The sequence below is a fragment of the Reyranella sp. genome, assembly GCF_965279465.1.
In the GTDB taxonomy this organism is placed as follows: domain Bacteria; phylum Pseudomonadota; class Alphaproteobacteria; order Reyranellales; family Reyranellaceae; genus Reyranella.
This window is the reverse complement of record NZ_OZ257242.1, coordinates 432488-457264: the sequence shown is the minus strand read 5'-3', so window position 1 is coordinate 457264 and position 24777 is coordinate 432488. Positions and strand designations below refer to the sequence as shown.

The following is a 24777-nucleotide window of genomic DNA, read 5'->3' as shown; positions in this document are numbered from 1 at the left end:
TCGTCATCGTCGGAGCCGGTGCCGCCGGCCTGATGTGCGCGATGCGGGCCGGCCAGCGCGGACGGCGCGTGCTGCTGCTCGATCACGCCGAGAAGGTCGGCAAGAAGATCCTGATCTCGGGCGGCGGACGCTGCAACTTCACCAATCTCGACGCGCGTCCCGAGGCGTTCCTCTCGGACAATCCGCATTTCTGCAAGTCGGCACTGGCGCGCTATACGCAGCACGACTTCATCGAATTGGTCGAGAAGCACCGCATCGCCTGGCACGAGAAGACGCTGGGCCAGCTTTTCTGCGACGGCTCGGCGCGGCAGATCGTGGCGATGCTGCTGGCCGAGTGCGCCGCGGTCGGCGTCGAGGTGCGGGCGTCGTGCCGCATCGCGTCGATCGAGAAGGCCGATCGCTTCGCGGTCCATACCGAACAGGGCGACTTCGATGCCGGCGCTGTCGTGCTGGCGACCGGCGGCCTGTCGATCCCAAAGATGGGCGCGACCGGCTTCGCGCACGACGTGGCGCGCCGCTTCGGCTTGAAGATCACGCAGACCCGCCCGGCGCTGGTGCCGTTCACGGCGAAGGTGCCGGAGCTGAGCGGCGTTGCGCTCGAGGTCGTGGCGCACTGCGGCAAGGCGTCTTTTCGCGAGGCCATGCTCTTCACCCATCGTGGACTGTCGGGACCGGCAATGCTGCAGATATCGTCCTATTGGAAGCCGGGACAGGAGATCTCGGTCGATCTGCTACCCGACCTCGACGCGGCGCAATTCCTGAAGGAACGGCGGCACGCCCGCCCGAAGGCCGAGCTGCGCACGATCCTGGCCGAGGTGATGCCGCAGCGTCTTGCGGCGGAGCTTGCCGCCAACGGGCCGGAGAACCTGAACGACTGGCGCGTGACGCCGACCGGCACCGAAGGCTACGCCAAGGCGGAAGTCACCTTGGGCGGCATCGACACGAGCGGGCTCTCCTCGCGCACGATGGAAGCGCGAAAGGTGCCGGGCCTGTTCGTGATCGGCGAGGCGGTCGACGTGACGGGCTGGCTCGGCGGCTATAATTTCCAATGGGCCTGGTCGAGCGGCTGGGCCGCCGGCGACTCGGTCTGAGAGATTCAAAACAGTCGCGGAATGAGCTACGCAGGTGCATGGACAGCCCGGCCTTCCGCACACCCGAGCCGTCGCTCACCAGCCACGAGGCGATGCTCGACTTCATCGCATCTCTGGTGCTTCAGTCGGACAGGATCCAGCTCGGCAGCGTCGGCCGGTCGACGCAGGGCCGCGACATCCCGCTGCTCCGCTTCGGCGACTGCCGTCCCGACCGTCCGGTCGTCTGGCTGATCGCCCAGCAGCACGGCAACGAGCCGGCCGGCGGCGAGGCGATGCTGGCGCTCGCGTCGGCGCTGGCGATCGGCGAGCCGGCGCCGCTGCTCGACCGGATCGGGGTCGTGATTGTGCCTCGCGTCAATGTGGACGGCTCGGCGGCCGACCGGCGCGTGCTGGCATCGGGCGCCGATGCCAATCGCGACCACCTGCTGCTGAGCCAGCCCGAGGTGCGGGCGCTGCACGAAGCGATGTGCGCCCTGCCGCCCGATGTCGTGTTCGACCATCACGAGTTCAGCGTCCGACGGCGGTGGGTCGAGAAGTTCAACGGCCTGCAGGGATCGGACGTGATGATCCTCGAGGCGACCAACCCCTCGATCTCCAGGGGCCTTTCAGCGATCGCGCACGATCTCTATCGACCGGCGCTGGAAGCAGCGATCGCCCGCGCGGGCCTCTCGAGCTTCGACTATGTGACGACCGACTCTGGAACGGCCGACATGCGCGTGTCGCTCGGCGGCACTGCACCCGGCATTGCGCGCAACGCCTTTGGACTACGGGGCGCCGTCTCCTACCTGATCGAGACGCGTGGCGCCGGCATCGGCCTGGAGAACTTCGAGCGGCGCGTCTCGACCCACTATCTGCTGGCCAAGGCCGTGCTGGAGGCGAGCGCCGCCGATCCGGCGCGGTTGCGCGCCCGCGTGGCCGAAGCGCGCGCCGCCACGGCAGCCGATCGCTCCGACCTCATCGTCACGCACGAGGCGGGCGAGCGAGACATCGACCTGCCGCTGATCGATGCCGAGAGCGGCGCGCCGATGTCCACGCCGGTACGGCTGATCGACCACCGGGATATCCGGCCTATCGACGTGCGCGCTCGGCCGGCGGGCTATCTCGTGTTGCGCGGTGCGGCCACGGTGGCCGAGCGCCTCGCCCTCAACGGCGTGTCGGTGCACGAGGTGACGGGTGGCGCCCTGGACGTCGAGGCCTACGAGGTGGCGCGCCACGGCGGCGCCGTGCAGGTCGAGATCCGGCACCGGACGATGGCCGTGCCGGGCGGTGCCTTGTTCGTGCCGATGACCCAGCCGGCGGCCGGCATCGTCGCCGCGGCGCTCGAGCCCGATTCACCCGGCAGCTATGTCGGCGCGGGGCTCATTCCCATGGCCGACGACGAGACCGAGGCGCCGGTCTATCGCGTGATGGACGCTTCGGGGCTCGTGCTCTGGCCGTAGTGCGCAAGGACTAGGTTGCCTACGCAATTCGGGCAGACTGCCATCGTTCTTGGCTCGGCTCGCCGGGACTCAAGCTTCCTCTGTTGATTGATACGGTTGAGGAAAGCCGCGTGATCCTCGGACTCAGCGCAGCGCCTCCATATCATCTACGCTTAGAAAGAAGAGTCGCGGAACGTACGCTGTTCCTGTCACCATCAATAATGCGATCACACTCGACTTCACTGTCGACAGCGGTGCGTCAGATGTCACCATTCCGGTGGATGTCGTGACCACGCCGACTGGAGCGGGAACGATCCGGAACACGGCCTTCACTGCTGAAAAGACGTACGTGCTTGCCGATGAATCGAAGGTCAAGTCCCGCACATTTCGGTTTCGGTCTCTCACAGTGGGCGATCGAGTCGTACAAGACGTCATCGGCAGCGTTGCTCCTGCCAGCGGGACCCTTCTTTTCGGGTAAAGCTTCCTCGGCCGCTTCAAGTCGTAGTCGATAGACAATAGCCGGCATGCACTGGTGCTGGAGTGAGCGAACACGTCAGAGCAGGCGCTTAGTGCACCTTGTCGGTCTGAGGCGGAGCCTCGTCTAGCCCATCATGGTCTTCATGTAGTGTTCGGCGATCTCGCCGGGCGTGGCCTGCCAGATGTTGCCGAAGCGCTCGATCCGGCGCAGCGCCTCGTCGAGATATTTGATGCGGTGCGCCATGCCCATCAGCCAGGGGTGGATCGACAGGCTGAACACCTGCCCGCCTTCCTGGTGCAAGAGCTCGAAGGCGTCGGCGACGATGTCGGGATAGCGTGTGGTGTTGATGCGCCGCAGCCAGAGCTGCTGCACGTCGTCCCATTCCGGCTGGTTCGGCAGCGAGACGAACTTTCGGCCGACCTTCATCGGGTAGGGCTGGTCGTCGTTCGGCCAGTCGAGCACGTAGTCGAGACCGGCATCGGCGAGGAGCTGCGGCGTGCGCTGGCTCTCGCCGTATTCCTGGCCGACCCAGCCCTTGGGCGTCGCGCCGGCCGCCGTCTCGATCGCGGCGATCGAGGCCGCGATCTCCGCCTTCTCCTCGGCCTCGGTCATCTTCGACGAGATCAGCCGGTTGGCCGAGGTGCCGTGGGCGATGAACTCGTACTTCCGCTTCTTGAACTGCTCGATCAGGTACGGGTAGCGCTCGGCCGCCATGGCATTGACCGCGACACCGGCGCGGATCTGGTAGCGGTCGAGCACGTCCATCACCCGGAAGATGCCCGTGCGGTTGCCGTACTCGCGCTGCGTCCAGGTGCGGTAATCGGGGTTGTAGTTGCCGAACTCGCCGACGAAGCGGCTGTCCCGGATCGAATCCGCCGCCGGCAGCAGCTCGTAATATTCGAGCGACAGCACGACGCAAAACGCGACGCGCGCATTTTTCGGCCAGGCGAGCTTGGGACGCTTCGGGAACGGCGCATAATCGTACCAGGGATTGTCCATCCCCGGCGGCAGCGGCGGCGGGTTCTTGGGAACAGCGCTCACGTCACGCCTCCTTCCCGAGATGCTGCTGGTAGGCCTTCAGGCCGTTCTCTGTGTACCAGTCGAGAATCTCCTCCGCGGTGCAGATCCAGGCGTCCTTGTGCTTGCGGATATAAGCCAGCGCGCGGTCGAGATGCTTCAACCGGCTGGGCGCGCCCATCATGTACGGATGGAGCGCAATGCACATCACCCGGCCGTTCTCCGAGCCCTCGCGATAGACCGTGTCGAAATGGTCGACGATCATCTGCGCGAATTCCTCGGCCTCGATCGGCAGCCGGTAGATGATGCCGTCGTTGATGTCCATCGTGTAGGGCACGTGCATCAGCGGGCCGTGCTTCGTCGCGATCGGCGTCGGCTGGTCGTCGTGATAGAAATCGCAGAAGTAGTCGAGGCCCGCTTCCTTGACGAGATCGGGCGTGTTGAGCGTGTTGGACACCGCCGGCGAGAACCAGCCGCGCAGCCTGCGGCCGGTCAGCCGCAAGTGCGTCGCCTTGCTGTGCTCGATGACCTCGCGCTCTTCCTCAGGCGAATAGCCCCAGTGATAGCGCGAGTTGAAATAGCCGTGGCTCATATACTCCCAGCGCCGCGCCTCCATCGCCTCCAGGATCTCCGGATACATTTCGATCACCGACATCGACAGCGACACGGTGCAGCGGATGGCGTGCTTGTCCAGCACCTCGAACATGCGCCACAGCCCGACCCGGTTGCCGTAATCGCGGCCGCCATAGCCCAGCACGTCTGGATGCGGCATGCGCGGCCAGGGGTTGCGGATCCTGACCTCTGCCGGAAGATACTCGTAATGCTCGATATTCGGGCAAACCCAGACCGCGACCCGCGCCCCATTGGGCCATGCGAGCTTCGGCCGGGAGGGCATGGGGGAATAGCCGAACCGGTAGGGGTCCATTCCTTTTCCTTCGTTGTGGCACGTCGAGTGCATCACGCGGGTAATGGCGACACAATAGCCTCGACGCGGTGTCGCCTCGTATGGCGGTTGATGGGAGAGAAGGTGGCCGATATCCCGATCATCGATGTGCACGGCCTGCTCGACGGCAATGGCGGCGACGCTGAAGCCGTGACGGCGATCGGCCGGGCCTGCCGGCAGGTCGGCTTTTTCTACGTTGCCGGCCATGGCATTCCCGGGGCGACCATCGAGGCGGTGTTCAGGCACGCCGCCGACTTCTTCGCGGCCACACCGGCGGTCAAGCAGACGGTTCGCTATACCGGCACTTCGGGAAATCGTGGATGGGTGCCGCTGGGCGGCGAGACGCTCGATCCCGGCACGGCGCCCGATCTGAAGGAGTGCTTCAATATCGGCCTCGAGCTAGCCGAGGACGATCCGGAACTGGTCGCAGGCAGACCTTTCCGCCACCGCAATCCTTGGCCGGCGCTGGCGGGCTTCCGTACCGCCATGCTGGACTATTTTGACCGCGCCCACCGGCTCGGCCGCGAACTGCATCAGGCCTTTGCGCTCGATCTTGGAGTCGATCGCTCGTACTTCGACGACAAGCTCGATCGGCCGATGGCCGTGCTGCGCCTGCTGCGCTATCCCGGCGATGTGTCGCCGGTCGCTCCCGACCAGATGGGCGCTGGCGAACATACCGACTACGGCAACCTGACGCTGCTGGCGACCGACAGCGTCGGCGGCCTCGCCGTCCGCACGCGCGCCGGCCATTGGATCGAGGCGCCGACCGTCCCGGGCACGCTCCTGTGCAATATCGGAGACTGCCTGATGCGCTGGACCAACGACGTCTATGTTTCGACCCCGCACCGCGTCGTCAGCCCACGCGGCCGCGACCGCTATTCGGTCGCCTTCTTCCTCGATCCGAATCCCGATTCTCTCGTCGCCTGCCTGCCGGGCTGCGTGACGCAGGGCAGCCCGAAATACGCGCCGGTTCTGGCAGCCGACTATCTGAGATCCCGCCTCGAACCGACCTACGAGGCGGGCGGCCTTGCTGAAGCTGGGGGCGCAGCTCTCCAGAGCCGCTCATGGGATGCGGCAAGCCGAAGAAAGAGCGGCTCTGGAGAGCCGCGCTCCCGGCAGGCATGACAGGATATTCGCTGTGACGGTCGCGCTGGCTGGAGTCATGGCAGGAAGGTAGAGTCGACGCGCATGGGCGATCTGGTTCGTTTTTCCTTGAACGACGAGCTCGTCGAGCTGTCCGGCGTCTCGCCGATGACGACGCTGCTCGACTGGCTGCGCGAGCGTCGCGGGCTCAAGGGCACCAAGGAAGGCTGCGCCGAGGGCGACTGCGGCGCGTGCACAGTCGTGCTGGAGAGAACCGACGGCCGGCACGAGGCGATGAATTCCTGCATCGCTCTGCTGGGTCAGATGGATGGCCAGGCGATTCGCACGGTCGAGGGATTGCTCGGCAAGGACGGCGCGCCGCATTTGGTCCAGCGCGCGATGGCCGAGGCCGACGCCACGCAATGTGGCTTCTGCACGCCAGGCTTCGTGATGAGCGCCTACGCCTACGCGTCGGGTGGCGAGCCGGCCGACCTCGAAACCATCCATGACGCGCTGGCGGGCAATCTCTGCCGCTGCACCGGCTATCGGCCGATTGTCGAGGCGATGACGAAGATCGTTGGCATCGCTGCCGAGCGCGCCTCGCCGCCGCCGGCGCGGACGGCCTCTGCCGATTTCGACGGCGTCTTCTTCGCGCCGCGCTCGCTCGACGAGCTCGCGGCGTTGCGGGCGAAGCACCCCGAAGCGCTGTTGCTGGCCGGCGGCACCGATCTCGGCCTGCTCGCGGGCCGCTCGCGCAGGCCGCCCAAGACCGTGATCCATGTATCGCATGTGCCCGAGTTGAACGTCATTGACGCCGGCAAGGAGGAGATCACCTTCGGCGCCGCCGTCAGCTACGCGCGGGCCATGCCGGTCCTGATCGAGGCGTTTCCCGCGTTGCGTCCCTACCTCGCGCGGCTGGGCTCGCGGCAGATCCGCACCCTGGGCACGATCGGCGGCAATATCGGCAACGCCTCGCCGATCGGCGACATGCCGCCGGCCCTGCTGGCATTGGAGACGCGCGTGAAGCTTGTCTCCGTCCGCGGCACGCGGGAGGTGCCGTTGGAAGAGTTCTTCACCGGCTATCGCAAGACGGCGCTGGCGCCCGACGAAGCCATCCAGAGCCTGACGATGCCGCGCTTGTGGGAGGGCGAGACCTTCCAGTGCGACAAGGTCAGCAAGCGGCGCGATCAGGACATCTCGACAGTGGCCGGCGCGTATCGGCTGCGGATCACGGGCGGAAAGATCGAGGACGCCCGGTTGGCCTTCGGCGGCATGGCGGCTGTTCCGAAGCGCGCCACCAATGCGGAGGCGGCCCTGTTGAAAGATGGATTCGAGGCGGCGCGCGCCGCGCTCGCCAAGGACTTCCAGCCGCTCGACGACTGGCGCGGCACTGCCGCCTATCGCTTGCAGGTCGCGACCAACCTCCTGCGCCGGCTCGAGCTGCGCATCGCCGATCCGGCGCGGCCGGTCGAAGTCGAGGCGCTGTGAAAGGCGGCGTCCACACCTCGCAGCGCCACGACTCGGCGCTGAAGCACGTCACCGGTCAGGCAGTCTATATCGACGACATGCCGGAGCCCGCCGGTACCCTGCATGCGGCGCTCGTGCTCAGCCCGGTCGCGCACGGCCGGCTGAAGAAACTCGACGTGCCGCGGGGACAGGGCATCGTCGCGGTGCTCGGCCCCGGCGACATCCCCGGCAAGAATGACGTCGCGGCGGTCGGCACCGACGAGCCGCTGTTCGCCTTCGACCGTGTCTCTTATGCCGGCCAGCCGCTGGCTCTTGTCGTGGCGACGACCCTCGACGCGGCGCGCCATGCCGCCGAGCGCGCGACCATCGAGATCGATGAGGAGCCGGCGATCCTCGACATCGAGACGGCGCTGGCGGCGAAGGCCTATGTGCAGGCGCCGCAGACCCTGCTGCGCGGCGATCCCGATGCCGCGATGAAGTCGGCGCCGCACAAATTGAGCGCCGAGTTCAGCGTCGGTGGGCAGGAGCATTTCTATCTCGAAGGGCAGATCGCCTTTGCGCTGCCGGGTGAGGATGGCGACATTGTCGTCCATTCCTCGACCCAGCATCCGACCGAGGTCCAGCATATCTGCGCGCGCCTGCTGGGCTGCGATTTCAACCGGGTGACGACGATGGTGCGTCGCCTCGGCGGCGGCTTCGGCGGCAAGGAGAGCAACGCCTCGTGGGTCGCGGGCGCCGCGGCGCTGGCGGCCAACCATACCGGCAAGCCGGTCAAGCTCCGCCTGCCGCGCGAGATCGACATGATCGCGACCGGCAAGCGCCATCCCTTCCTCTACCGCTACACGGTGGGCTTCGACGGCGACGGCCGCGTGCTGGCGCTCGACGCGATGCTCGCGGCCGATGCCGGCTGGAGCCTCGATCTCACGCCCGGGGTGGTGGCGCGCGCGCTGACCCACACCGACAACGCCTACTGGATTCCGCATTTCCGCGCCGTGGGCTATGCCTGCAAGACGCACAAGCAGTCGAACACGGCCTTCCGCGGCTTCGGCGGGCCGCAGGGCGTCGTCGTCATGGAAGATGCGCTCGATCGCATCGCGCTCCAGCTCGGCCGCGATCCGAGCGAGGTGCGCGCGCTCAACTTCTACAGCGATACCGGCGACGAGACGCCGTACGGCCAGAAGGTCGACGAGAACCACCTGCCGAGGATCTGGGCCGAGGTGAAGCGTGACTCCGATTACACGCGCCGCCGCGCCGAAATCGATGCGTTCAACAAGACGAGTCCGATGCTGAAGCGCGGCCTCGCGCTGTTCCCGCTGAAGTTCGGCATCTCGTTCAACATCCCGCACATGAACCAGGCCGGCGCGCTGGTGCACATCTACAGCGACGGCTCGATCCGCCTGAATCACGGCGGCACGGAGATGGGACAGGGCCTGTTCATCAAGGTCGCCCAGGTTGTGGCCGAGGTGTTCAAGGTCGACATCGACCGCATCCGCCCGAGCGCGACCTCGACCGCCGAGGTGCCCAACACATCGCCGACTGCAGCCTCCACCGGCTCCGACCTCAACGGCTGGGCGGCCTACGCGGCGGCGGACACGCTCAAGCAGCGTATGATCGCTTTCGCCGCGCAGCATTTCGGCGCGGCCGAGAGCGAGATCGAATTTGCCGACAACACGGTGCGCATTGCCAAGCCCGGCAGCAACCAGGTCGTGAGCTTCAACGAGCTCGCCAAGCTTTGCTATCTCGGCCGCGTCCCGCTCTCCTCGACCGGCTACTACAAGACGCCGAAGATCCACTGGGACGGCGCGAAGATGAAAGGCCGGCCGTTCTTCTACTTCGCCTTCGGCGCGGCGGCGGTGGAGGTGGCGATCGACGCGCTGAGCGGCGAGAGTCGCGTGCTGCGCGCCGACCTGGTGCAGGATTGCGGCACCTCGCTCAATCCCGCGATCGACCTTGGCCAGATCGAGGGCGCCTTTGTGCAGGGGCAGGGCTGGCTGACCTGCGAGGAGCTGTGGTGGGACAAGCAGGGCCGGCTGAAGACCGCGGGTCCCTCGACCTACAAGATCCCCGGCAGTCGCGATGCGCCGGCGATCTTCAACGTGAAGATGCTCGACAACGCGCCCTCGAAGGAGGCGACCATCTTCCGCTCCAAGGCGGTGGGCGAGCCGCCGCTGATGCTCGCAACCGCGGTATGGACCGCGCTCAAGGACGCCATCGCTGCAACCGGCGACGGAAAGACTCCCGTGCGACTGGATGCACCAGCGACGCCCGAGCGCATATTGGCGGCGATCGAGACGGTGCAGACGCGACTCCCCCGGTAATGACGACAAGGGCCCGTGACGAAACGATCGCACCGCAATCGCGCCTTGGTGCGCCGCGATTGCAACAACGACTGTGTCATCCCGAGCGCAGCGAAGGATCTATATTGCAGCCCATAGATCCCTCGCTGCGCTCGGGATGACAACCTTGCAGTTGCCTGGAGGTTGAATGAGCCGCTATTGGAGCCCGATCGTTCACTCGCTGCGGCCCTACGTGCCGGGCGAGCAGCCGGCGATGGGAACCGTCGTTAAGCTCAACACCAACGAGAATCCCTACGGGCCGTCGCCTCGGGTCATTGCCGCTCTGTCCGCGGAAATCGGTGACGGGCTGCGACTGTATCCCGATCCCGGAGCGACCCGTCTGCGCGACGCGCTGGCAAAGCGGCACGGCCTCGAGCGCGAGGAGATCTTCGTCGGCAACGGCTCGGACGAGGTCTTGGCGCACTGCTTCCAGGCTCTTCTGCGACACGACGAGCCGCTGCTGTTTCCCGACATCACCTACAGCTTCTATCCGACCTACTGCAGGCTGTACGGCGTCGAGCACCGGGAAGTGCCGCTCGACGGCAAGATGCGGGTTCGCGTCGCCGACTATCGACGGACGTGCGGCGGCGTTATCCTGCCGAATCCGAACGCACCCACCGGCATCGCGCTGCCGCGCGCGAAGGTCGAGACGCTGGTCGCGGACCATCCGGATCAGGTCGTCGTCATCGACGAAGCCTATGTGGATTTCGGCGGCGAGACTGCCGTGCCATTGGTGCGTTCCTATCCGAACCTGCTGGTGATCCAGACCTTCTCGAAGTCGCGCTCGCTGGCCGGACTGCGCGTCGGCTTCGCGATGGGCCAGCGTCCGCTCATCGAGGCTTTGGAGCGCGTCAAGGACAGCTTCAACTCCTATCCGCTCGACCGGCTCGCGCTCGCGGGAGCGGTAGCCGCCGTAGAGGACGAAGACTGGTTCGAGCAGAATCGCGATCGCATCGTCGCCAGCCGCGGGCAGCTTGCCTGGGCGCTGGCGCAGCTCGGGTTCGAGGTGCTGCCGTCGGCGGCGAACTTCCTGTTCGTCCGTACGCCACGCCGGTCCGGCGCGACGCTCGCTGAGGATTTGAGACGCCGCGGCATCCTCGTCCGTCATTTCTCTCGTGACCGTATCGCCGACTTCCTTCGCATCACTGTCGGGACCGATGCCGAGAACGGCCAGCTCATCGCAGCCCTTCATGCGCTTCTGCCGTGACGGCGGGACTTCGCTGACTGGCGAAACGGCCTGCCGGAGCGTGGCGATTGTGCCCGGCGATGAGCCTTGTTAGCTATTCCCATCGGCAATTACCGACAATCGGGAGGATCTGATGGACGTACGCATGGACGGCCGCGTGGCCGTGATCACCGGAGGCAGCACCGGTCTCGGCCTCGCCATGGCCAAGGAATTCGCGGCCTCGGGCGCATCGGTCGCGATGCTGGCGCGCAAGGCAGACGTGCTGGCGACGGCCAAGGCCGACGTCCAGAAGGCCGCCGGCAAGACCAACGCCAAGGTCGAAGGCTATTCCTGCGACGTATCCAAGGCGGCGCCGATCGCCGAGACCTGGAAGAAGATCGAGGCCGACTTCGGCAAGGTCGACATCGTCGTGAACAACGCCGGCATCAGCCACGCCAAGGCCTTCGACACCGTGACCGACGAGGACTGGCAGGGCGATCTCGACCTCAAGCTGTTCGCCGCGATCCGGCTTTGCCGGCTCGCGTTCCCCGGCATGCGCGAGCGCAAGTGGGGCAGGGTGGTCAACGTGCTGAACATCGGCGCCAAAGCGCCGGGTGCCAATTCGACGCCGACCAGCGTCAGCCGCGCCGCCGGCCTCGCGCTCACCAAGGCGATGAGCCAGGAGAACGCCAAGCACGGCGTGCTGGTGAATGCGATGCTGGTCGGCCTGATCGACAGCGACCAGTGGCAGCGCCGCCACAAGACGGCGGCCGGCGCGGGCAAGACCTACGAGGAGTTCCTCGCCGGCATGGCCGGCCGCATCCCGCTCGGCCGCATGGGCAAGGCCGAGGAGTTCGCCCGCATGGCCTGCTTCCTCTGCTCCGATGCCGGCTCGTTCGTCACCGGCGTCGCGATCAACGTCGACGGCGGCGCGAGCCCGGTGGTGTAAGGGCGAGCGGCTGTGGCCGTGACACGATGAAGCTCTACCTCTCGTCGTTTCGCATGGGCGAGCGCTTCGACGATCTCGTCTCCGTCCTCGGTCCCGGCGCGAAAGTGGCGGTGGTGAGCAACGCGCTCGACTTCATTCCCGCCGACGCGCGTCGCGCGTATGCGAAGACGGGGTTCGACGCGCAGCGCGTTCGACCTCGATCTGCGCTCGCATTTCGATGGGTCGCAGACGTTGGCGGACGCGCTCGCGGACGTGCGTCTCGTGTGGGCCGTCGGCGGCAATGCCTTCCTGCTGCGCCGTGCGATGTGGCAAAGCGGGTTCGATCGATGGCTTCCTTCGCGTGTGCAGGAGGGAATGCTGATCTATGGCGGCTGGAGCGCCGGTGCCGTCGTCGCCGGCCCGGACCTGGACGGCATCGAACTGATGGACGACCCCGGCATGACCGCGGAGGGGTACGAGGCCGGGGTCGTGCGCGAAGGGCTGGGGCTCGTCGACTTCACGGTGGTGCCGCACTACCGTTCGGATCATCCCGAGGCCGAAGCCGCCGAACGGGCGGCATCGTTCCGGCAAGAACGCCGCCTGCCGTTCCGGACCTTAGGTCATCGTCGTCTGAGCTGGAGCGGGCCTACCGGCCAGCGGGCGAGACGTTGAGCGTCCGGCGTAGATCAGCGAGGTCGTGCTCGACCCACTGCCAGACGTCCCACTCGGGCGCGAAGAGATCGACCGTCATCCCCCGGCCGCGCGCCCAGGCATGCCAGAATTCTTCCGGATCGAGCCCGCCGGTGGCCGGCGTGGCCACATCGTTGAATCTCACGCCGAGATGGCCGTTCAAGATCACCGGCAGGATGTGGCCCGCCATCGGATTGATCGGGTGCATGCCCGCGGTGAACGTCGAGACCAGGATCTCGCCGCGGTAGCTGGTGTCGTAACCCGCAATCACATGCGTCGAATCGTGCGGCGTGGCGAAGGCGGCGTTGAGCGCGCCCGGATGGCCGGGAAAGCTGTACCCGTTCGTCTTGTCGAACTGCCAGAGCGCCTTGCCGAAGGTGTTCGCGGGTAGTTTTCCGAGCGCCTCGTACCGGGCCACCAATTCCGGATCGGCCTTTTCGCCACCATAGGGCATGATCCACGCCGCAGGATCGATGCCCTCGGACGACCGGCTGATGACACTGTCGAAATTCTTGCGCGTCATGTCGGCGATCACCCAGTCCATGTGGCCGGACGCTGCTTCGACCAGCTCGGTGAGATGATCGGCCTCGACATCGAGCGCCCGCGAGTAGTCCAGCACCCTGGCGAGCTTCGCGTTGTCCAGAACGCCGTCGACCAACGTCATGATCGCGAGATACTTCACCGCTTCGTCGGCAACGTCGCGATCCCGCAACAGCGCGCGTAGATCGTCGGGCGTGGTCAACGGCAGTGAGCCTACGTCGCTGATGTCTGGGCGGCGCAACATATAGTGCGCCGCTGCCAACATGCTTGCTGTATCGGCGTCGGTAAGCGGTCGATCACCAGCCGACGCCACCTGTTGCATCGCGCCCAGGATGGCTTCCCCTTCGATGCGTCCAATCTTGATATTCATTCTTTACGCTCAGGAAGCTCCGCCCGTAGCGAAGTCACTGCTACCTTGAGTTCCGGAAGCCGTTCTTGAACGGTTTTCCAGACGATTCCAGCGTCGATGCCGGCGTAGTCGTGTGCAATCAGATTACGCATTGCCCGGATTTTCCGCCATGGCACGTCTGGCGCAAGACTGGTGACTTCCGCAGGAAGGCGGCTTGCCGCCTCGCCGATATATTGAAGCGCATGCAGGACCGCGTAGAGAGTCTTCTCGTCAGCGGGAGCTTCTGGCGCAACGGCCCAACCAGATGCCTTGTCGATGAACTAGATAATGTCTCTCAGAAGGTCCGCCGGCTGGTCACGCCGCATAGCGCACTTCGTCGAGAACTCTGGATCGCAGATGTTGCCTCAGCGCGTTAGGAGTCGTGAGATCGACCGGTCGGCCCAGGATTTCGACCAGTCGTTCACGTAACGCGGCGAACTCGAAGAGATCCGGTACGACGTCGAACTCGACGAGGATATCGACATCGCTTTCCGGCCCGGCCTCGTCCCGGGCGACCGAGCCGAACACGCCCAGGCGCCGCACGCCCGCCCGGGCAAGTTCCGGGCGGTGAGCGGCAATCCGGCTGAAGAATTCCTCGCGTGTCATCGGCGGACCTTTGTCCGCAGTATAGCGCGTTAGCGCAGCGGCTCCAGAATGCTCACGTAATTGGCCACGGCCGCGCCGCCCATGTTGAACACGCCGCCGACCTTGGCCGTCGGCAGCTGGAGCGCGCCGGGTGCCGTGCCCGAAAGCTGCATCGCCGTCATCACGTGCATGCTGACGCCGGTGGCGCCGACCGGATGGCCCTTGGCCTTCAGGCCGCCCGAAACGTTGACCGGCAGCTTGCCGTCGCGCTCGACCCAGCCTTCGTGGATGGCGCGCTCCCCTTCGCCGGGGGCGGTCAGGCCCATCGCCTCGTATTCGATCAGCTCGGCCGAGGTGAAGCAATCGTGGCTCTCGACGAACGAGAGGTCGAGCAGGTCGAGCTTGGCTTCGGCCAGCGCCTGCTTCCAGGCCAGCGCCGGGCCTTCGAACTTGATGATGTCGCGCTTGCTCATCGGCAGGAAGTCGTTGACGTGCTGCGCGGCGCGGAAGGCGATGGCCTGCTTCATGCCGAGCGCGGTGCCGACATCCGCCAGCACCACGGCGGCCGCGCCGTCAGTCACCGGCGAGCAGTCGGTGCGCTTGAGGGGACCGGCGACGAACGGGTTCTTGTCCGACGGCGTGCGGCAGAAGTCGTAGGCGAACTCCTTCTGGAAATGCGCGAACGGGTTCTTGGCGCCGTTCTTGTGCGCCTTGACCGCGATCTTGGCCAGCGCGTCGGACTTGTCGCCGTAGCGCTGGAAATAGGTCGAGGTGATCTTGCCGAAGATGCCGGCGAAGCCCGCCTCGATGTTGGCTTCCTCGGCGACGTAGCTCGCCTTGATCAGCACCTCGCCGGCCTGCGCCGAGTTGAGCTCCGTCATCTTCTCGACGCCGACCACCAGCACGAAGCGGGCCTTCTTGGCGGCCAGCGTATTGAGGCCCATGTGGATCGCGGCCGAGCCGGTGGCGCAGGCATTCTCCACCCGCGTGCTCGGCTTGAAGCGCAGGTCGGGATGGGTCTGCAGCGCCAGCGAGGAATGGAACTCCTGGCGCACGAAGCCGCCGTTCATGTTGCCGACGTAGATCACGTCGATGTCACGGGGCTCGATGCCGGCGTGGGCGATCGCGTCGCTTGCCGCCTTCACGATCAGCGATTCGCTGGTCTCGCCATCGAGCTTGCCGAACTTGCCGTGGGACCAACCGACGATACAGGCCGTCATGGAACTCTCCTTGTTTCGTGCGTGCATATACACTTAAAGCGGTTGCTGCGGCGAGCAAGTCCGATCGCAGGAGAATAGCTCATCGCAGCCCTATTTCCGCCCACCAGTCGGTGTTGACTGCGCCCCTCAACCGGAGCCCAATTTCCTATCATGGCCGACACGCCGCCACCCCTGCCTCCCGAACGCCACAGCCCGCGCTGGCCCCTGATCCTGGGCGGCCTGCTGGGCGGCTTCCTGCTGGTCGCGGTAGGCCTCGGCCTGGGATGGTACCTGTTCTACCGGCCGATCGTGAACGTCGCGGTCCAGTTGCCGGCGCCGCCCCCGCCGCCCGCCCCGCCGGGTCCCGACCAGGCGGCGCTCAAGGCACTCGAGGACCAGATCGACAAGCAGAAGGCCGCCAACAAGCAGATCGAGGACCAGATTGCGGCACTGAAGGATCGCCTGCGCGCCGACGTCTGCACCGCCAAAGACCCGCTCGGCAAGGATCCGGGCAAGGAACCGAGTCAGACGCCAATGCCGCCGGGCGGGCAGAAGACCTGAGCTTGCTGGGAGCGCGGCTCTTCAGAGCCGCTCATGGGATGTGGCAATCCGAAGAAGAGCGGCTCTGGAGAGCCGCGCTCCCAGCGAAGTTACTTGAAAGAAATACAGTCCGCGCGGCTGGCGGGGGCGATCGGATCGCCGGGCATTTCGAGGCGGCAGTGGTAGTCGAAGGCGGCGCGGAATTTGGCGTCGATGCGCGCCTTGGCCTGGATCGGCAGCACGAACCGGTTGTTGCGGCGCATGACTTGGCCGCCATAGCCGATGTCGCTGCCGTCGGGGAAATACAAGGCGACGAAGCTGTTGCCGGCCGCCGGGGTGAATTCCACTGCCAGCACCTCGCCGGCGATGCATTCGAAGCGGGGGCCGCTCTTCAGCACGCCGCTCTCGGTCGACCTCTCGGCGCCGCGCGCAATGGTCCAGCGGGTGCTCGCACCGGTCCGGGTGCTCTCTGCCTTGAAGGTTCCGCAGATAAGGGAACTGGGAGTCTGCCCGTAGGCAGGACCGGCGAGCATCGCCAGCAGGATCAGGCCGGCGACAGTTCTCACTTGGGCAAGGTCTCCAGCGCCTTCTTGGCCTCGGCGTCGTTCTGTGCGGCCGCCTGCTGCAGCCAGCTCCTGGCGCGACCCGGATCGGCTGGCAGTCCGGCGCCGCCTTTCGCCAGCAACAGACCGTATCTGCGCTGCGCCTCGGGATTGCCGGCGAGCGCCGCTCGCTCGTACCAGTCGGCCGCGCGCGCGCCGTCCGGCGTGAAGCCCGCCTTGGACGGGGTCACGAGCGGGTCATAGAAGAACGCGAGCTCCAGCTGGGCCGAGGCGCTGCCGGCTTCAGCCGCGCGGCGCCAGACGAGGAACGCGCCATTGAGCTCACCCGCCTGCTCGAACTCCTTGCCCTTGGCGAGCAGCGCGTCGGGCGCAGGGTTGGTCGCGAGATACTCCCCGACTGTCTCGCGCACCGATTTCCGGGGAGCGTTAGTGGCCGCGAGGTTCGGAGCGGAACTCGTCGGCGCAGGGGGCGTCGCCGCGACCTCGTCCTCGTGCTTCTGGAAGTAGTTGGTGTAGGCGAAGTAGCCGCCGCCGGCGAGCGCGAGCACGATCACCGCCGCGATCATCCAGCCGGTGCGGCCGCGGCTGGGTGCGATCTCGGGCAGCGGATCGCGCGCCGCACGCAAGTCGGGCATCGGCGTTGGCGGCGGAGGCTCGAACGGCGGCGCGGGAGGGGGCGGCGGCGGTTCGGGTTGGGGCCGCCCGCGCAGGCGGATGGTGTCGTCCTGGCCGCGGCGCGACGGATCGACTGCGCCGGAGGTCAGCATTGGCGGCCAGGCGACGACGGTCGTGCCGACCACGCCGATGTCGGGCTCCTTCACCCGCAGCCGGATGGTGGCGATGCCCGCAAGGCGATCGCAGATCTCCGGCCCGAGATGGAATTCGAGGTCGCCCTTGACCCGCTCGACGTGCTCCGGCTGCAGCCAGGCCTCGGTGCGCCGCCAGCCGTCGTCGGCCAGATGGGTGTCCGGCCCCTGCTGGCGCTGGATCGAGAGCGTCAGCCCCTCGGGCAGCGCGTCGAGGTCGACGACGCGCAATACGGCATGGCCCGGCTCGGGCTGGGGTTGGACGTAGGCGCGCAGCGGCATCGGCAGTGCCTTAGGCCGCCATCTGGACCTGGCGCAAGATGGCGCCCAGCCGTTCGTTCTGCTCCGCGGTGATCTCGCGCCCGCCCTCGTAGCCGACGTTGTCCATGGCGAGCTGCAGGAAGGCGCGCATCCAGTCGCGGCAATAGTCGGCGTAGATCGAGCCCGGGTCCTCGCTCAGCATCGGCGCCCCCTCGGGCGGCCGCGGGCTCTCGAACACGCGGCGCGTCGGCGCATGCGGGGGCAGGCCGGGCCGCTGGTCGACCGGGATCTGGTCGAAACCGAGCGCACTGACATAGCCGTTCAGGGCGGAGGCGGCGGTACGCACCTGGCGCTCGGCGATCTCCTCCCACTTGGCGTTGGCGGCATTCTCCAGTGCGCGCACGTCGAGCGAGAGCTGGTCGATCAGGCGCAGGCGATGGGCGCCGACCACCAGCTCGTCGATCAGCCAGCCGAGATGCTGCCGGTCGACGCCGAAATGCGACAGCGCCTTCTCGTCGGAGCCGACCCGGCGCATGTTCTCGAGCCAGTACTCGGCGGCCTCGCGCGCGAAGCGCTCGGCGCGATCCTCGAGCACGCCCGTCGGCCCGGCGGGACGGCCTTCCTCCTCGCCGAAAACGTCGGCGAAGATCGCGCTGAGATCGACAGTGGCGCCGCTCGACTGAGTCACCTGCCCCGGCAGCTTCCCGTTCTTGCGCTCCGGATCCTCGCTCGAGCGTGCCGTGGCGATGCGCAGGTAGATGTCGCGCAGGGCGGAGTCGGCGACCTGCAGCGCCGCGACCAGCTCGCCGAACAGCTGCTGCTGGATGCAGTCCGCCAGGCCACGCAGGACGGTGTGGACGAGGTCGCGCTTCTTGGCGCGCGCGTCGCCGTCGGACGCGCTGTGGAAGCCGGCCAGGCGATCGACCAGACGGCGAAGCTGGACCTCGAGCTGGCCGCGCACCTGCGCGCGCTTGATCGCCGGATCGCACACCGGGATCAGGCTGTTCACCAGATAAGAGACGCCGCCGTCGTTGGCCTTGAAGGCCTCGTCCCAGGCCCGTGCGGGGTTGGCGAAATGGCGTTGCACGTCGAAGTTCTCGACGAAGTGGCGGCGCAGCTCGACGGCGCGCTGGGCGAAGGTTTCGGCGACGCCGGTCTCGCGCGTGCCGTCATGGTCCATCAGCCGCTCGTCGAGCACCGTCGGATTGCGCAGCCAGAAGCTGTTGTCGAACGGCCTGCCGTTCCAGTTGGCTGGCCACTCGCCGCGGAAGTTGTTGACCAGTGAATTGTTGAGCCGCGCCGACCAGCGCATTTTGCGCGACTCCTCTGTCTCGCCCGCCTTCTGCTCGAACTCGCGGTCCATCTTGGTGAGCACCAGAAACAGCGAGTTCTTCTGCTTGGTACGCTCGGCCGGGGTGGCGCCGATCGTCTGGTCGATCCACGCCGTCATCATGTCCGAGAGGTCGCGGACCTCCTGGTTGCCGTCGGGGATGCAAAGCAGGATGGCGCTGAGCTCGCGCTCGGCGGAGTAGCGCTGGAAGAGATAGGCAACCTTGCCGCGCAGCAGCAGCTCCCGCAGCGGGTTGGCGCCTTCTGCGACGCCCTTGGCCTTGGCGACATCCTCGAGGTTGGCGAGCTTCAATCGTGAGCGCGCTCCCGGAAAGTCGAGCAGATCGGTGTGGTCGAAGAAATCCCACGGCTTCTCGGCGATCGCGACCGAGAGCTCGGCGGTCAGCGCGCAGACCAGCGAGCGTGGCAGGCGGGCATCGGGGGAGGTCCGGCGGTCGGCCTGCTTGGGCCGTACGAGCAGCGTGTCGGCAGCATCGGTGCCGAGCTTGTCGAGCGTGAGGACGTCGATGATGCTCTTTTCGCGCGGGATCAGCGCGTCCATGCCGAGCAGCGCCTCGGGTGCATGGGCGAGTTTCTCGAGGCCCTCGTAGAGCGTCAGGTAGAGATCGGTGAAGGGCTGGAAGTCGTACCACAGCACCGACCACAGCCGGGCGCGATCGCGGCCGGAGAGGCGCGGCGCCAGCTCGATCGCCTCGCGCCAGTATTCGGTGCGCAGCTCGGCGGTGACGCCCGCGAAGAAGGTGTCGAAGTACTCGATCAGGTCGAGCACGTCGTCGGAGTCGAGGTCGCCCGGCGGCTTCGGCAGCGCGAGCGCACGCAGCTCGGTGAGGCGCTTACGGATCGCGACACCATCGGGCCGCTCGAAGGCGGCCTTCTGGTGATCGAAGTCGAGCAGGAAGGAATTGCCCAGTATCTTCACGATGTCGGTCTGGGTCAGCAACCGCACGCGTACCGGGAAGTCGGGCGTCACGTCGCTCAGGCCGAGGCCGAAGCGCGTGACGAGGCCGGTCGATTCGCGATTACCCGGCGGGTTGATCTCGCGCAGGAAGTCGTAGGTCCGGTCGGCGAAGCGCGCCTGCAGGGGACGACCGTCGCGGCTCGCCAGGATCGAGACGAGATAGGATTTGCCGGCCTGGCTCGGGCCGAACACGCCGACGCACATGCGGCGCCGGGCGGCGCGGGCGAGCTTGCGGCTCTGGTTGCGAACCTTCTGCAGCTCGCTGATCAGTGACGGTGCCTGCTGTGCCACGGTCGGCGACTGCGCCGCGGCGTTCTTCAGCCAGCCGACGCCCTCGCTCGCGGCGACGGCAAGCGACTCGCAGTCCTGGGCCAGTTTGAGATCGACGGTGTCCATACGCGTATCAACCTGTCTTGAGCATGCCGGTGTCGAGCCAATAGCCCTCCCGGCGCGGCAGCGTTTGCAGTCGGAGCGTCAGGCGGTCGAGGGAGATGGCACGACCGTCGCGATTGGTCACCTGACGCAGGCGGAAGCGCTCGACGTCGCCCGAATCCTTATCCTTGGGCTTCACGCGAGACAGCGCGATCTTGAACGGCGTCTCGCGTGCGTGACGCTCGGCATATTCGGGCTTGGCGAACTCCAGCGCATAGAGCCGCGCCGCCGGCCAGCGAACGAGGTCGAGCTGGCGCGCGCCGAGCCACATCGGCCCGCGGAACTCGAAGGAGACTTCCGGCAACTCGTACTCGCGATTGTCGAGGTCGACGTCGCTGTAGACGAGGTCCTCGCGCTGCAGGCGGCCGCCGCCGTCGAGCTTGCCGATGAACTTGGCGATGCTCTTCGACCGCAACAAGTCCGAGCGAAAGGAGAAGTCGGGAAGCTGCGACTGGGCGAGGGCGGCGATCATCGCGCCGACGGCGACCGTGGTCTTGGGATCCTCGACTCGCAGGCGCGCGTCGCGGAACGGATACCACGCACCGACGCGATATTCGTGCAGGGCGATCAGCCGCTCGGGCGGCAGCGGCAGCAGTTCCATCAGCAGCGCGCGGATGCCGGGCAGGCGCGACGGCCGGCCCGACAGGAGCAGGATATCGCAATCGTAGGCGTGCACGATCTCTGCAAGCGGGGCCAACACCCGCGCCATCTCGGCGCGCACCGTCTTGTCGAGGCCCTGCAGGTCGATCGGGAACACCGTCGCCTTGAGATCGAACTCCCGGGCGCCGCGCTTGCGGGCGGCCTCGTTGAAGAAGCTCACGACTTCCTGCGACGGCTTTGCGCCGCCCGGGAAGAAGGTGTCGTAGGCGCGTGGCTCGGCAGCGAGCGTGCCCGAGGTCGGATCGTACGCTTCGGCGGCGCGGAGGAACTCCAGCGCGATCGGCTGGGCGATCTGCAGTGCGAACTGCTGGCGCAGGTTGCGCTGGATCACGTCCTCGCCGCCGCGGTCGCCGCCGACCAGCTCGGCCATCAGGTCGGCCGGATTGGCGATGCCGCCGGCGCGCAGCGCCGCCTCGATCGGCGGCAGCACATGGCCCTGTACGACGCGCAGCAGGATGTCGTCGCCCGCGACGTTGAAACCCTCGCGGAACTTCTGCTCGGGGAACAGGGTCACCGACGTGCCGGCGCCCTCGAGACGATAGTTGTTGACGATCAGGTCGGTCGTGCCGCCGCCGACATCGATGCTGGCGATCGTCAAGGTGCCGTCGGCCGGCTTGCCGCGCTTCTTGCCGGCGACCTGAAAGAAGCGGCGGGCATCGCCGCCGAAATTGCGCGCCACCTCGGTGTAGAGATAGACGAGCTGGGTGCAGCTCGCCTCGTCCCAGTCGGTCAGCACGCGCGGCGCGGGAGCGGCGGCATCGTCGAGCTTCCAGCCCAGCATCATCCACACCAGGTCGCGCGCGGCCTCGGCGCGCTTGCGGAAGATCAGCCGCTCGGCCAACGGCATGCCGGTCGGCAGGGTCAGCACGATGCGGCGCAGGCGGCGCGGCGTCTCGGCATGGGCGCGCCGGCCGCGCTGCTGCGGCGAGTTCATCAGCGTCAGCGCCTGCAGCAGCACCTCGGTCAGCACGAAGGTCATGATGGAGGAGCGCGAATAGAGCGGCTCGAACACCGGCAGGTGATCGGCGCTGTCGGCCTCTGGCTCGACGAGATGCAGCGGCTCGCCCTTCTGGTTCACGAGCTGCGCCATCGGCCCGGCGGCGGCGGGCATGGCCGTCTGGTCCTGGGCATAGGCGACGTTGAAGCGCCATTCGCGGGTTTGGGGCTCCTCGTCCCACAGATAGCGCTTGGGGCTCGACATGCCGGTGTTGCCCTCGGTGCCGCGGCGGCGCGAGGCGAGGCGCGTCGCCTCGGGCCCGACGCGTGTCATCGTTGGCCACACGAAGGCATCGGCGCGGCCGCCGAGACGCGAGAGGTGGTTCTTGCCGAACCAGGCCTGGGCGAACTCGACGCGCGATTCGAACGGCTTGGTGTGCACGCACTCGGGATGCGAGAGATCGCGCAGCGCCAGCTCGTAGGAATCGTTGAGATTGACCCCGAGCTCGCCGGCTGCCTCGATCAAGAGGCCGCAGGTACGCGAGTTGCCGACATCGAGCACGAGATCGACCTCGATCGCGCCGCGACCCGGCCGCTCGGCGTCGCCGACCAGCTTGACCGGCGGGAAGGGGATCGCTTCCGCGAGCAGTCCGAGGAAGGCGAGATAGCGCGCGGTCGCTTCCTGCGGCTTCTGCTTGATGTCGTTGTCGATCTCCTCGGGCGTGGCGCGCGGATGGATCTCGCGGAACAGCTCCTCGAGCCACTGGGTCATCCAGTTCTGGCGCAGCAGCCAGTGGTTGGCGCGCTGTTGCGGCGCCAATGCAAAGAGAGCGCCGGCCGTCACGTCCTTCGACGACGGTGCGAGATAGGCGCGGCCCTCGGCCTCGGCGATCAGGCCGGTATCGAACGCGAGCACCGCGCGATAGCGCCAGCCCTGTTCGTCGCGGAAGCCCTCGCCGTAACGCTGCTCGAGATCGACGACGCGGATGCGCGCCCAGTCGGCCGGACCCTCGCGGAACTGGTTGTTGGGCCGCACCTGGAGAAACGGCACCGGCACCCACTTGTCGAGGAAAGGCGCGATCGCGTCCTTGGCGGTGACGACGAGGTTCGGCTCTGCAGCGCGCCGGCGACCGTTCTCGACCACCTCGTATTGGCCGCGGCCCTCGTCGAAGTCGAGCTGCACGAGATCGTCGGCGGCATTCGCCGTGGCGGCGTCATGGAAGCCCCATTCGCGCACGCGCAGCTTCGTCGGGTCGAAGCCGAAGTCGAGGAACTGGATGCCCGAACGGGCGATCAGCGTCGTCGGGCTGGGATAGCTCGGCAGGCGTGCGAGGTCGCTCATGGGAGCCTATGCGGTAAGCGGGGGAACGGGGGCTTCATCCGGGCGATATCAGCGGCCAATCTGCACGTTGTAGCTGCGCTTGTCGCCTGGCTGGCTGCCCTTGCACTGGGCCACGCCGTCCTTGTCGACTTCGCAATTCACCGTGTTGCGCGCATAGGTGCGGCCGTCGGTGCATTTGGGATTGGATTTCTCCTCGATCACCAGCTTGCCGCTGTCCCAGCGTGCCTCGGCCGGCGCCTCGCAGGTCGTGCCGTTCTGCTGCGTGAAGGAAACTTTGCCCTTGCCCTTGTCGTCGAGCGTGTAGGAGGGGCGGATGTCCTTCTCGCCGTTCGCCGTGACCAGCCCGGTGCGCGAGCGCCAGTCTCCCTTCATGAAGGCGAGATCCTGCTTCTGCTTGGCCTCGGGCGGCACGACCATCGGCTTGGGCTCGTCCTTCTTGGCGTTGCTCTTGTCGGCCCTATTCTTGCCGGCCATGTTCTTGTCTGGGCCATCGGGCCCTTTGCTGTCCGGACCTTTGTCGTCCGGCCTCTTGCCCTTGTCGTCGGGCCCCTTTGCGTTCTTGTCGTCGAGATTGGGCGCCTTGTCGCCGTCTGGCGACTTGTCGCCGTTTGGCGACTTGTCGTTCGGGCCCTTCTCGTTGGCCTTCTCGGCGACGCCGACTCCCACCGCCTTGTCGTCGGGGCCCGCGCTGCGCTCGATCGGCACGCCACTCCCCACGATGACACCGCCGGGGAGGAGAACACCTGCGGCACAATCGCCGCCCTTCCGCGCGAGCTCGTCGGTCAGCGTTGCAAGCTCGAGCCGCAGCCGCTCGTTGTCCTGCTGCAAGGTCGTGAAGCGAACCTGCTGCAGCTCGGTCGGCTGGCGCACCGAAAAGGCCAGCGCACGGTCGCGCGCCTCGGCTTCGAGGCGCGGCTCGAGATGCGGCAGATAGGGCCGCAGCACCCAGGCAAGGCCCGCGAGCAACAGCAGAAGAAGCAGCGCGAGCAGCAGCCATTGCCACCAGGTCGAGCGCGTGCCGGGCGCGCCCATCGTCGCAGCGGCGGGTACCGAGGCCATTACCGCTTCCGGAATCGCGGCAGCAGACGGCGGAATGGGAGCAGGCGACGCGATGGGAGCCGGCGGCGCGGCAGGCAGGAAGACACCGGGCAGCGCGGCATCGGCCGAGAAGCCCCAGAACGTCATCACCGGCTTGCCGTCGACGACGTAGAGCGTCTCTTCGCCCGGTGCGGTCAGCGCATGGCGCAGCAGGCGCGCGAAATTGCGCTCGGCGCCGGAGCGCGTCGGCTCCTCCATCGAGATGGCGAGCCCGACGAGGCCCTCGTGCAGGCGGCGGACCTTGTCCTGGACCGCGGCGCGCTCGGCGTCGCCGAGATCGGCCAGCCGCCGCACCGCGCCGTCGAACGGCGCGTACCAGTCGATACGCCGGCCCGACGGATCGACCTCGGGAATCGCCAGCAGGTCGGCGTGCTCGGGCGACAGGCGCTGGGTGATCGCCGCGCGCAGCTGCCGGGCGGCGCGCCACACCGGATCGCCCGCGAGGCCGAGGGCGCGATAGCGTTGCAGCGGTTCGCTGCTGAGAAGCGGTCCGGCCATTTCAG

The 24777-nt window shown here is 67.1% G+C and carries 21 protein-coding genes; 10 read left to right on the top strand and 11 right to left on the bottom strand.

Annotated elements, in window-relative coordinates:
- Positions 1 to 32 precede the first annotated feature (32 nt).
- The 3 genes from ACQY8M_RS02225 to ACQY8M_RS02215 all read left to right on the top strand — a co-directional run bounded on the left by ACQY8M_RS02225 (position 33) and on the right by ACQY8M_RS02215 (position 2987).
- On the top strand, positions 33 to 1091 hold the full coding sequence (locus ACQY8M_RS02225) for an NAD(P)/FAD-dependent oxidoreductase (protein WP_428675293.1): 1059 nt from the start codon (positions 33 to 35) through the stop codon (positions 1089 to 1091).
- A gap of 38 nt (positions 1092 to 1129) precedes the next feature.
- Positions 1130 to 2530 carry a M14 family metallopeptidase gene (locus ACQY8M_RS02220; protein ID WP_428668853.1) on the top strand — a complete coding sequence of 467 codons (1401 nt, stop codon included), beginning with the start codon at positions 1130 to 1132 and terminating at the stop codon, positions 2528 to 2530.
- Between the two features lie 139 nt (positions 2531 to 2669).
- Positions 2670 to 2987, top strand: a complete 318-nt coding sequence (locus ACQY8M_RS02215; protein WP_428675292.1) for an aspartyl protease family protein — start codon at positions 2670 to 2672, stop codon at positions 2985 to 2987.
- 123 nt (positions 2988 to 3110) lie between these two features.
- Here the strand turns inward: ACQY8M_RS02215 and ACQY8M_RS02210 are convergent, their stop codons facing one another.
- Entirely contained in the window at positions 3111 to 4028 is a 918-nt protein-coding gene (locus ACQY8M_RS02210; RefSeq protein WP_428668852.1) for a polysaccharide deacetylase family protein, read from the bottom strand.
- Position 4029: 1 nt separating this feature from the next.
- Entirely contained in the window at positions 4030 to 4929 is a 900-nt protein-coding gene (locus tag ACQY8M_RS02205) for a polysaccharide deacetylase family protein (protein WP_428668851.1), read from the bottom strand.
- A gap of 102 nt (positions 4930 to 5031) precedes the next feature.
- Between ACQY8M_RS02205 and ACQY8M_RS02200 the strand changes: the two genes are divergently transcribed.
- From ACQY8M_RS02200 to ACQY8M_RS02175, 6 genes are all read left to right on the top strand, one after another.
- Positions 5032 to 6072, top strand: a complete 1041-nt coding sequence (locus tag ACQY8M_RS02200; RefSeq protein WP_428668850.1) for an isopenicillin N synthase family dioxygenase — start codon at positions 5032 to 5034, stop codon at positions 6070 to 6072.
- A 63-nt stretch (positions 6073 to 6135) separates the two neighbouring features.
- On the top strand, positions 6136 to 7518 hold the full coding sequence (xdhA, locus tag ACQY8M_RS02195) for a xanthine dehydrogenase small subunit (protein WP_428668849.1): 1383 nt from the start codon (positions 6136 to 6138) through the stop codon (positions 7516 to 7518).
- Positions 7515 to 9815 carry a xanthine dehydrogenase molybdopterin binding subunit gene (gene xdhB, locus ACQY8M_RS02190; protein WP_428668848.1) on the top strand — a complete coding sequence of 767 codons (2301 nt, stop codon included), beginning with the start codon at positions 7515 to 7517 and terminating at the stop codon, positions 9813 to 9815. The genes xdhA and xdhB overlap by 4 nt, the downstream gene beginning before the upstream one ends.
- Positions 9816 to 9981: 166 nt before the next feature.
- Positions 9982 to 11040 (top strand): histidinol-phosphate transaminase, encoded by a 1059-nt coding sequence (gene hisC, locus ACQY8M_RS02185; protein ID WP_428668847.1) that lies wholly within the window; start codon positions 9982 to 9984, stop codon positions 11038 to 11040.
- Between the two features lie 112 nt (positions 11041 to 11152).
- Positions 11153 to 11947: an SDR family oxidoreductase gene (locus ACQY8M_RS02180; protein ID WP_428668846.1), complete on the top strand. Its 795-nt coding sequence runs from the start codon at positions 11153 to 11155 to the stop codon at positions 11945 to 11947.
- A gap of 231 nt (positions 11948 to 12178) precedes the next feature.
- Positions 12179 to 12598, top strand: a complete 420-nt coding sequence (locus ACQY8M_RS02175; RefSeq protein ID WP_428668845.1) for a Type 1 glutamine amidotransferase-like domain-containing protein — start codon at positions 12179 to 12181, stop codon at positions 12596 to 12598.
- Here the strand turns inward: ACQY8M_RS02175 and ACQY8M_RS02170 are convergent.
- The 4 genes from ACQY8M_RS02170 to ACQY8M_RS02155 form a co-directional block, all read right to left on the bottom strand.
- The gene (locus tag ACQY8M_RS02170) at positions 12573 to 13526 is read right to left on the bottom strand and encodes a hypothetical protein (RefSeq protein WP_428668844.1); all 954 of its coding nucleotides are present in this window, start codon (positions 13524 to 13526) and stop codon (positions 12573 to 12575) included. The genes ACQY8M_RS02175 and ACQY8M_RS02170 overlap by 26 nt on opposite strands.
- Complete coding sequence (locus ACQY8M_RS02165) at positions 13523 to 13735, bottom strand: HepT-like ribonuclease domain-containing protein (protein WP_428675291.1); 213 nt, start codon at positions 13733 to 13735, stop codon at positions 13523 to 13525. The genes ACQY8M_RS02170 and ACQY8M_RS02165 overlap by 4 nt, the downstream gene beginning before the upstream one ends.
- A gap of 124 nt (positions 13736 to 13859) precedes the next feature.
- Positions 13860 to 14150 carry a nucleotidyltransferase family protein gene (locus ACQY8M_RS02160; RefSeq protein WP_428668843.1) on the bottom strand — a complete coding sequence of 97 codons (291 nt, stop codon included), beginning with the start codon at positions 14148 to 14150 and terminating at the stop codon, positions 13860 to 13862.
- 29 nt (positions 14151 to 14179) lie between these two features.
- Positions 14180 to 15349 carry an acetyl-CoA acetyltransferase gene (locus ACQY8M_RS02155; protein ID WP_428668842.1) on the bottom strand — a complete coding sequence of 390 codons (1170 nt, stop codon included), beginning with the start codon at positions 15347 to 15349 and terminating at the stop codon, positions 14180 to 14182.
- 150 nt (positions 15350 to 15499) lie between these two features.
- Here ACQY8M_RS02155 and ACQY8M_RS02150 point away from each other — a divergent pair, with 150 nt between their 5' ends.
- Positions 15500 to 15889: a hypothetical protein gene (locus tag ACQY8M_RS02150; RefSeq protein ID WP_428668841.1), complete on the top strand. Its 390-nt coding sequence runs from the start codon at positions 15500 to 15502 to the stop codon at positions 15887 to 15889.
- Positions 15890 to 15978: 89 nt separating this feature from the next.
- Here ACQY8M_RS02150 and ACQY8M_RS02145 read toward each other — a convergent pair whose 3' ends face one another.
- Genes ACQY8M_RS02145 through ACQY8M_RS02125 form a run of 5 tightly spaced genes read right to left on the bottom strand, consistent with a single transcriptional unit; the run spans position 15979 to position 24772 of the window.
- Complete coding sequence (locus tag ACQY8M_RS02145; protein ID WP_428668840.1) at positions 15979 to 16434, bottom strand: hypothetical protein; 456 nt, start codon at positions 16432 to 16434, stop codon at positions 15979 to 15981.
- Positions 16431 to 17519: a tetratricopeptide repeat protein gene (locus ACQY8M_RS02140; RefSeq protein ID WP_428668839.1), complete on the bottom strand. Its 1089-nt coding sequence runs from the start codon at positions 17517 to 17519 to the stop codon at positions 16431 to 16433. Before ACQY8M_RS02140 ends, ACQY8M_RS02145 begins: the two co-directional genes overlap by 4 nt.
- Positions 17520 to 17529: 10 nt before the next feature.
- Positions 17530 to 20202: a virulence factor SrfC family protein gene (locus tag ACQY8M_RS02135; RefSeq protein WP_428668838.1), complete on the bottom strand. Its 2673-nt coding sequence runs from the start codon at positions 20200 to 20202 to the stop codon at positions 17530 to 17532.
- A 7-nt stretch (positions 20203 to 20209) separates the two neighbouring features.
- The gene (locus ACQY8M_RS02130) at positions 20210 to 23176 is read right to left on the bottom strand and encodes a virulence factor SrfB (protein ID WP_428668837.1); all 2967 of its coding nucleotides are present in this window, start codon (positions 23174 to 23176) and stop codon (positions 20210 to 20212) included.
- Positions 23177 to 23224: 48 nt separating this feature from the next.
- Complete coding sequence (locus ACQY8M_RS02125) at positions 23225 to 24772, bottom strand: SrfA family protein (RefSeq protein WP_428668836.1); 1548 nt, start codon at positions 24770 to 24772, stop codon at positions 23225 to 23227.
- Positions 24773 to 24777: the final 5 nt, after the last annotated feature.

Bases quoted from the DNA above. Each gene is read 5' to 3' on its own strand.
- ACQY8M_RS02225 (WP_428675293.1), top strand. From the start codon at position 33: ATGTGCGCGATGCGGGCCGGCCAGCGCGGACGGCGCGTGCTGCTGCTC.
- ACQY8M_RS02220 (WP_428668853.1), top strand. From the start codon at position 1,130: ATGGACAGCCCGGCCTTCCGCACACCCGAGCCGTCGCTCACCAGCCAC.
- ACQY8M_RS02205 (WP_428668851.1), bottom strand. From the start codon at position 4,929: ATGGACCCCTACCGGTTCGGCTATTCCCCCATGCCCTCCCGGCCGAAG.
- xdhA (WP_428668849.1), top strand. From the start codon at position 6,136: ATGGGCGATCTGGTTCGTTTTTCCTTGAACGACGAGCTCGTCGAGCTG.
- hisC (WP_428668847.1), top strand. From the start codon at position 9,982: ATGAGCCGCTATTGGAGCCCGATCGTTCACTCGCTGCGGCCCTACGTG.
- ACQY8M_RS02180 (WP_428668846.1), top strand. From the start codon at position 11,153: ATGGACGTACGCATGGACGGCCGCGTGGCCGTGATCACCGGAGGCAGC.
- ACQY8M_RS02170 (WP_428668844.1), bottom strand. From the start codon at position 13,526: ATGAATATCAAGATTGGACGCATCGAAGGGGAAGCCATCCTGGGCGCG.
- ACQY8M_RS02160 (WP_428668843.1), bottom strand. From the start codon at position 14,150: ATGACACGCGAGGAATTCTTCAGCCGGATTGCCGCTCACCGCCCGGAA.
- ACQY8M_RS02155 (WP_428668842.1), bottom strand. From the start codon at position 15,349: ATGACGGCCTGTATCGTCGGTTGGTCCCACGGCAAGTTCGGCAAGCTC.
- ACQY8M_RS02150 (WP_428668841.1), top strand. From the start codon at position 15,500: ATGGCCGACACGCCGCCACCCCTGCCTCCCGAACGCCACAGCCCGCGC.
- ACQY8M_RS02140 (WP_428668839.1), bottom strand. From the start codon at position 17,519: ATGCCGCTGCGCGCCTACGTCCAACCCCAGCCCGAGCCGGGCCATGCC.
- ACQY8M_RS02135 (WP_428668838.1), bottom strand. From the start codon at position 20,202: ATGGACACCGTCGATCTCAAACTGGCCCAGGACTGCGAGTCGCTTGCC.
- ACQY8M_RS02130 (WP_428668837.1), bottom strand. From the start codon at position 23,176: ATGAGCGACCTCGCACGCCTGCCGAGCTATCCCAGCCCGACGACGCTG.
- ACQY8M_RS02125 (WP_428668836.1), bottom strand. From the start codon at position 24,772: ATGGCCGGACCGCTTCTCAGCAGCGAACCGCTGCAACGCTATCGCGCC.